The sequence below is a fragment of the Rubneribacter sp. genome (assembly GCF_965361815.1).
In genome coordinates this window covers 1-6,382 of record NZ_CBDTNW010000008.1, presented here as the reverse complement: position 1 = coordinate 6,382, position 6,382 = coordinate 1, and the positions used below count along the sequence as shown (strand labels likewise).

Annotated in this window: 5 protein-coding genes; all 5 read left to right on the top strand. The window is 71.0% G+C overall.

Going from position 1 to position 6,382, the window contains the following annotated elements; translation table 11 throughout:
- A partial coding sequence (gene murD, locus ACWKY3_RS00470; RefSeq protein ID WP_449314457.1) for a UDP-N-acetylmuramoyl-L-alanine--D-glutamate ligase occupies positions 1–1,395 on the top strand: 1,395 nt, incomplete at its 5' end.
- Positions 1,396–1,407: 12 nt separating this feature from the next.
- Positions 1,408–2,691 carry an FtsW/RodA/SpoVE family cell cycle protein gene (locus ACWKY3_RS00465; protein ID WP_449314456.1) on the top strand — a complete coding sequence of 428 codons (1,284 nt, stop codon included), beginning with the start codon at positions 1,408–1,410 and terminating at the stop codon, positions 2,689–2,691.
- A gap of 2 nt (positions 2,692–2,693) precedes the next feature.
- On the top strand, positions 2,694–3,812 hold the full coding sequence (murG, locus tag ACWKY3_RS00460) for an undecaprenyldiphospho-muramoylpentapeptide beta-N-acetylglucosaminyltransferase (protein ID WP_449314455.1): 1,119 nt from the start codon (positions 2,694–2,696) through the stop codon (positions 3,810–3,812).
- A gap of 48 nt (positions 3,813–3,860) precedes the next feature.
- Complete coding sequence (gene murC, locus ACWKY3_RS00455) at positions 3,861–5,297, top strand: UDP-N-acetylmuramate--L-alanine ligase (protein ID WP_449314454.1); 1,437 nt, start codon at positions 3,861–3,863, stop codon at positions 5,295–5,297.
- 4 nt (positions 5,298–5,301) lie between these two features.
- Entirely contained in the window at positions 5,302–6,228 is a 927-nt protein-coding gene (murB, locus tag ACWKY3_RS00450; protein WP_449314453.1) for a UDP-N-acetylmuramate dehydrogenase, read from the top strand.
- Positions 6,229–6,382 lie beyond the last annotated feature (154 nt).

Below are 6,382 nucleotides of genomic sequence, written 5' to 3'. Positions count from 1 at the left end.
GGGTGTCGTTGGGTGTTGTTTTTCTCCCCCCCCCCCCCCCCTCCGGCCGCCGAGGAGGCGGCGGCCGCGGCTCGCGCGGCCGGCGCGCTTACGGCTTTTGGCGACAAGGCCGTGCGGGAGCTTTCCCGCGCGGTTGGCGGGCCGTTCGACCTGTGCGTCGCAAGCCCGGGCATCCCCGCCTCCTCGACGCTCTACGCGGACGCGGCGGCGGTGTCGGCGGAGGTGGTAAGCGAGGTGGAGCTTGCCTGGCGCGAGAGCGCCGCGGACAGCCGCTGGGCGGCCGTCACGGGCACCAACGGCAAGACCACGGTCACGTCTTTGGTGGCGCACCTGCTGCGCGCGGCGGGGGAGGACGCCGGGGCGGTCGGCAACATCGGCGAGACGTGCCTGGGGGCCGTGGCCGCGGGCGGGACGCGGACGTACGTGGCGGAGGTGTCGTCTTACCAGCTGGCCTCCACGTCCCGCTTCGCGCCGGATGCGGCCGTGCTGCTCAACGTCACGCCCGACCATCTGGCGTGGCACGGCGGTTTCGAGGCGTATCGCGACGCGAAGCTCAAGGTGCTGGCGAACCTGCCCCGCGTCCCCGGCTCCGTGGCGGTGCTCGACGCGACCGACGACGTGACGCGCGCGCAGGTGCGCCGCCTGCGCGCCTTGACGCGGGCCGAGCGCGGCTTCTCCTACGTGCCCGTAGGGGGCGGGGAGGGGCTTTCGGCGGACATGCGCGCGGCGTGCGGCAGCGAGAACGCGGCGTTCCTCGGCGCCGACGGCATGCTGCGCGTGGCCTTGGACGGACGCGAAGCGGCCCTTCTGCGCGCCGACGAGCTGCGGATCAAAGGCGAGCACAACGTGTCGAACGCGCTTGCGGCCGCCGCCGTCGCCTTGGCGCTCGGAGCCGCCCCCGAGACCGTGGCGGAGGGGCTGCGCACGTTCGCGCCCCTCGAGCATCGCATCGAGCCGTGCGGGACGGTGGGCGGGGCGGAGTGCTTCAACGACTCCAAGGCCACCAACGTGGACGCGACGCTCAAGGCGCTCGCGGCGTTTCCCGGACGCCGGCTTGTCGTGCTTCTGGGCGGCGACGACAAAGGGACCGACCTCGCGCCGCTTGTGGAGGCCGTCCACGAGCACGCGGCCGCCGCGGTGTGCTTCGGCGCGGCGGGTCCGCGTTTCGCCGCGGCGTTCGAGCAGGCGGCGCCGAACGCGCCGGAGGGCTTTTGCCTCCTGCGCGCCTCCCGCCTCAAAGACGCCTTCGAAGCGGCGCTTTCCCAGGCGGGTCCGGGCGATGCGGTGCTGCTCTCGCCGGCATGCGCCTCCTTCGACGAGTTCGGTTCGTTCGAGGAGCGCGGACGCGTCTTCAAATCGCTGGTGTCGGCGCGCGCGGGCGCGCCGGGGGCGTAGGAGGGGCGCGGCATGGTCGGCGCGCGCGGCAGGCGGGAGGCTCCCGCCCACATCATGGTTCCAAGGCTGATCCTGCTCCTTTCGGTGCTGGCGCTCATGCTCGTCGGCTTCGTGATGATCTACTCCACTTCGTCGGTCATCGAGCTGTCCACGGCTAAGAGCGTGGCCGAGGCGGATCCCATGGCCGACGTGGTCAAGCAGATGCTGTTCGCCGCAGTGGGGACGGTGCTGGCGGTGGTCGTGTGGAAGTTCGTTCCGGTGTCTGTGTGGCGCGGCAACCTGGTGTGGGTGGTGTGCGTCGTTGCGTTCGGGCTGCTTTTGGCCACCTCGTTCTCGGGCGCGGGCGGAGATGACTGGGGCGCCCAGCGCTGGCTGGTGGTGGGCCCGTTCTCCTTGCAGCCCTCGGAGTTCGCCAAGATCGCGTTCGTTTTGGTGACGGCGCGGCTTCTGTGCGATTTCCGGGAGGGGGCCTATTCGTTCAAGACGTTCGTCGGGCTTGTGTTCGCGTGCGTGCTGCTTCCTTTGCTCATGATCTTGGGCTTGCAGTCGGATCTGGGCACGGCCATGATCTGCGTCGTGGGCATCCTCACCGTGATGTGGCTGGGGGAGGTGCCGATGCGCACCATGGCCGTGACGGTGGGCGGCGTGGTGGCGGTGGGGCTGGTGGGCATCCTGTTCAAGTCCTACCGGCTGGCCCGCCTCATGGTGTTTCTTGACCCTTGGAACGACGGTGCGAACGGGCAGGGCACGGGCTACCAGCTCATCCACTCGCTCTACGCGCTTGCGAGCGGCGGCCTGTTCGGCGTCGGGGTGGGCAACTCCCATGAGAAGTACCTCTACCTCACGCAGTCCGACACCGACTTCATATTCGCCATCATCGGCGAGGAGCTGGGGCTGGTGGGCGCGCTGGCGGTCGTGGTCTTGTTCCTGCTGTTCCTGTACGCCGGCATGCGCATCGCGCGCTCGGCCGCGGACAGCTTCGGGGCCATGGTGGCCGGCGGCTTCACCGTCATGATCGCGTTTCAGGCGTTCCTCAACATCGCCATGGTCATAGGGTGGTTCCCCGTGGTGGGCAAGCCCCTGCCGTTCGTGTCGTCGGGCGGCTCGGCGCTGCTTGCCATGCTCATCATGGTGGGGCTTATCCTGTCGGTGTCGCAGGAGGCCGACGCGCCGTCGGTGTACGAGCGGCGCCGCGCCGATCTGCGGGTCGTGCGCGCATCCGGCGACCCAGCCCCCGCGCGCGGGGCGGCCGGGCGCAGGGCGGGCGGCCCGGCGCGTTCGAGAACCAGGAGGTAGCGATGCTCATCGTGCTGTCCGGCGGCGGAACCGCCGGCCACATCAATCCGGCGCTGGCGCTGGCCGACGAGCTTGGGAAGCGCGGATGCGACGTGCGCTTCGCGGGCACGCCGACGGGCGTGGAGGCGCAGCTGGTCGCTCAAGCCGGCATCCCGTTCACCCCTTTCGAGGCCCAGGGATTCAACCGCTCCCATCCTTTGAGCCTGCCTCGGGCCGTGGCGAAGATACAGCGGTCCACCAAGGCGGCCCGGCGTTGGTTCGACGAGATCCGCCCGGACGCCGTGGTGGGCTTCGGAGGCTACGTGTGCATCCCCGTGGCCCGCGCGGCCGAGCAGCGGGGCATCCCGGTGGTGGTGCACGAGCAGAACTCGGTCATGGGCCTGGCCAACAAGTACCTGGCCAAGCGCGCCGCGGCGGTGTGTTTGACCTACGAGCGCGCCGCGCAGGGGCTTTCAGGCGCCGGGCGCACGGTGGTGACGGGCAACCCGGTGCGCGAAAGCGTGCTGGCCGCCACGCGCGAGCAGGGCCGCGCCGCCTTCGGCGTGCCGCTCGAGGCCCGCATGCTGCTGGTCACGGGAGGCAGCCTTGGCGCGCGCCACCTCAACCAGGCGCTCGTCGCGCTCAAAGACGCGCTGCTTGCCTACGAGGACCTGCACATCGTGCACCTGACCGGCCGCAAGGAGCACCAGGCGGTGCTCGACGGGCTGCGCCTGAGCCAGGACGAGGCGCGCCGTTGGCAGGCGCTCGCGTACTCCGACCGCATGGGCGAGGCCATGGCGGCGGCCGACGCCGTGGTGTCGCGCGCCGGGGCCACCTCGCTTGCCGAGATATCCGCCCGCGCGCTCCCGGCGCTGCTGGTGCCGTTTCCCTACGCGACGGAGGACCACCAGACCATGAACGCACGCGCCTGCGTGGACGCCGGCGCGGCCTTCCTGGTGCCCGACGCGGAGGTGGAGGGCCCGAAGTTCGAGCGGAAGCTGCGCGCGCTCATCGAGGACGCGGACCTGCGCGAGCGCATGGCGGCCGCCGCGCGGGCGCAGGGAAGCGCCGGCGCGGCCGAGCGCCTGGCCGACGTCGTGATGGAGGCCGCGTCAAGAAGCGGCGCGGCGGAATCCCGATAGGGTACAATGGGCAGTCGCTGAAACGAGAGGAAACCGAAGGGCGGGAAGATGGAGACAGGGCGCATCGACCGGGTGCATTTCATCGGCGTGGGAGGGGTCGGCATGAGCGGCATCGCCCGCGTCGCGTTCGACCAAGGCATGCGCGTGAGCGGATCCGACCTCAAGGAGAGCCGCTACACCAAGCAGCTGCGCGAGGCCGGCATCGAGGTGCGCATCGGCCACGACGCGGCCAACGTGCCCGAAGGCGACGTCGTCGTGGTGGTGTCCACCGCCATCCTGGACAACAACCCCGAGCTTGCGGCCGCCAGGCAGCGGGGGCTTCCCATTTGGCATAGGGCCCAGATGCTCGCCCGCCTGGGGGTCGGCCTCGACACGCTGGCCGTGGCGGGCACGCACGGCAAGACCACCACCTCGTCCATGCTCGCCAGCGTGCTGGACGGCATGGGGGAAGACCCCACGTTCCTGATCGGCGGCATCGTGCGCGCCTACGGCACGAACGCCCACTCCGGCACGGGGGGAGCCTACGTGGTGGAGGCGGACGAGAGCGACAAGTCCTTCCGCTTCCTCTCGCCCAAGGCCGTGCTCGTCACCAACATCGAGGCCGACCACCTCGACCACTACCGCGACCTCGACGAGATCTACGAGAAGTTCTCGTCGTTCATCGCATCGGTGCCCGACGAGGGCGTGGCGGTGGCGTGCGGCGACGACGCCGCCTTGGCCTCCCTCGCTCGCGCGACCGGGCGGCGCCTGGTCACGTACGGGTTCTCCGAGGAGTGCGACGCGCGCGTCGTGGAGTTTTCGCCCTGCGGCGTGGGCAGCGATTTCGTGCTGCGCCTGCCCGACGGCGAGCAGGTGCGGGCGAGCCTTAGGCAAAACCCCGGCCGCCACAACGCGCTCAACGCCTCCGGCGTGCTCACGCTTCTGTGGGCGCTCGGGCACGACGTGCGCGAGGCGGCCCGCTCGCTGGCCGGATTCGCCGGCGTGAGGCGCCGCTTCGACTTGGTGGGCGAGGCGGCGGGCGTGACCGTGGTGGACGACTACGCGCACCACCCCACCGAGATAGCGGCCACCATCGAGGCCGCCGCGCGTCTGGGCTACAGGCGCGTGCACGTGCTGTTCCAGCCGCATCGCTACTCGCGGGCGCCGCTGTTCACCGAGGTACTCAAAGACGAGTTCGCCGCCGCCTTCGACGCGGCCGACGCCGTCACGTTCATGGACGTGTACCCGGCCGGCGAGGCGCCCGTCCCGGGGGTGAGCGGCAAGACCTTCCTCAACGTGGTGCTCGGCCATCCGGGGCATCCCGAGGCCGCCTACGTCCCGCGCCGCGTGGAGGTCGTTCCCTACCTGGCCTCCAAGCTGGGGGAGGGCGATCTGCTCATCACCATGGGAGCGGGGGATGTGACCGCCATCGGGCCGCAGCTTGTCGACGCCCTCTCCCAAGGGCCGCGCGCCGCCTCGCCGTCCGCGCCCGCCGACAGGGCGTGACGCCATGACGGCGCGTCACACCTCGGCGCTCGAGGCGCTGCTTGTGGACGAGGCGTTCGACGGCGACGTCTACCCGGCCGAGCCCATGTCCCGGCACACCATGTACCGCATCGGCGGGCCGGCGCGCTTCTACGTGCAGGTTGCGTCGGTGGGGGCGCTCAAGCAGCTGGTGGAGGTGTGCGAAGGGTCGGGCGTGCCCTGGGTGGCCGTCGGGCGCGGCAGCAACCTTTTGGTGGCCGACGAGGGCTATCCCGGCGTGGTGGTCGCGCTGGGGCGCGATTTCCGCACCTGCCGCTTCGACGAGGAGGGGAGGCGGTTTTGCGTGGGGGCGGGCGTGCCGCTGTCCTCGGTGGTGCAGGAGGCGTTTCGCCGTTCGCTTTCGGGGCTTGAGTTCGCCGTGGGCACGCCGGGCACGGTGGGGGGCGCCCTGCGCATGAACGCCGGCACGCGTGAGGAGTGGATAGGCTCGCGCGTGGCCTCCGTGACCACGCTTTCGCCCGCGACGGGCCTTACGCGCCGCGCGGGCGGCGAGCTGTCCTGGGGATACCGGGAAAGCTCCTTTGCCGAGGACGAGGTCATCGTGGAATGCGAACTTTCCGTAGAGCCGGCCGATCCGTTCTACTTGCGCGGTAAGATGGAGGCGTCGCACACGCGGCGCAAGCAGACGCAGCCGCTTTCGGTCCCCTCGTGCGGGAGCGTGTTCAAAAACCCCGAGGGCGCGTCCGCGGGCGCGCTCATCGAAGCCGTGGGCCTCAAAGGCCGCCGCGCGGGCGGCGCGCAGATCTCGGAGGTGCACGCGAACTTCATCGTGAACACGGGCGGGGCCGCCGCGCGCGACGTGATGGAACTGATCGAGCTGGCAAGGCGTGAGGTGTACGAGGCGTATGGCATCGAATTACAACCGGAAGTCCGCTTCCTCGGGTTCTCGTAGGGCCCCATCGCCTTCCCGCGCAACGCCTGTCCGCGCCGGCTCGCGTCCTCGGACGGGCTTCGCGCGCGCAGGGGCGGGCCGCGCCTCGGGGGCGCACGTTTCCGCGCGGGCGTCCGGCTACCCCGCCGTCCCAGGAGGGAAGGCGCCTTGCGCG

What these genes read in the sequence shown, in the direction of transcription:
- murG (WP_449314455.1), top strand. Translation starts at nt 2,694, where the DNA reads ATGCTCATCGTGCTGTCCGGCGGCGGAACCGCCGGCCACATCAATCCG.
- ACWKY3_RS00465 (WP_449314456.1), top strand. Translation starts at nt 1,408, where the DNA reads ATGGTCGGCGCGCGCGGCAGGCGGGAGGCTCCCGCCCACATCATGGTT.
- murC (WP_449314454.1), top strand. Translation starts at nt 3,861, where the DNA reads ATGGAGACAGGGCGCATCGACCGGGTGCATTTCATCGGCGTGGGAGGG.
- murB (WP_449314453.1), top strand. Translation starts at nt 5,302, where the DNA reads ATGACGGCGCGTCACACCTCGGCGCTCGAGGCGCTGCTTGTGGACGAG.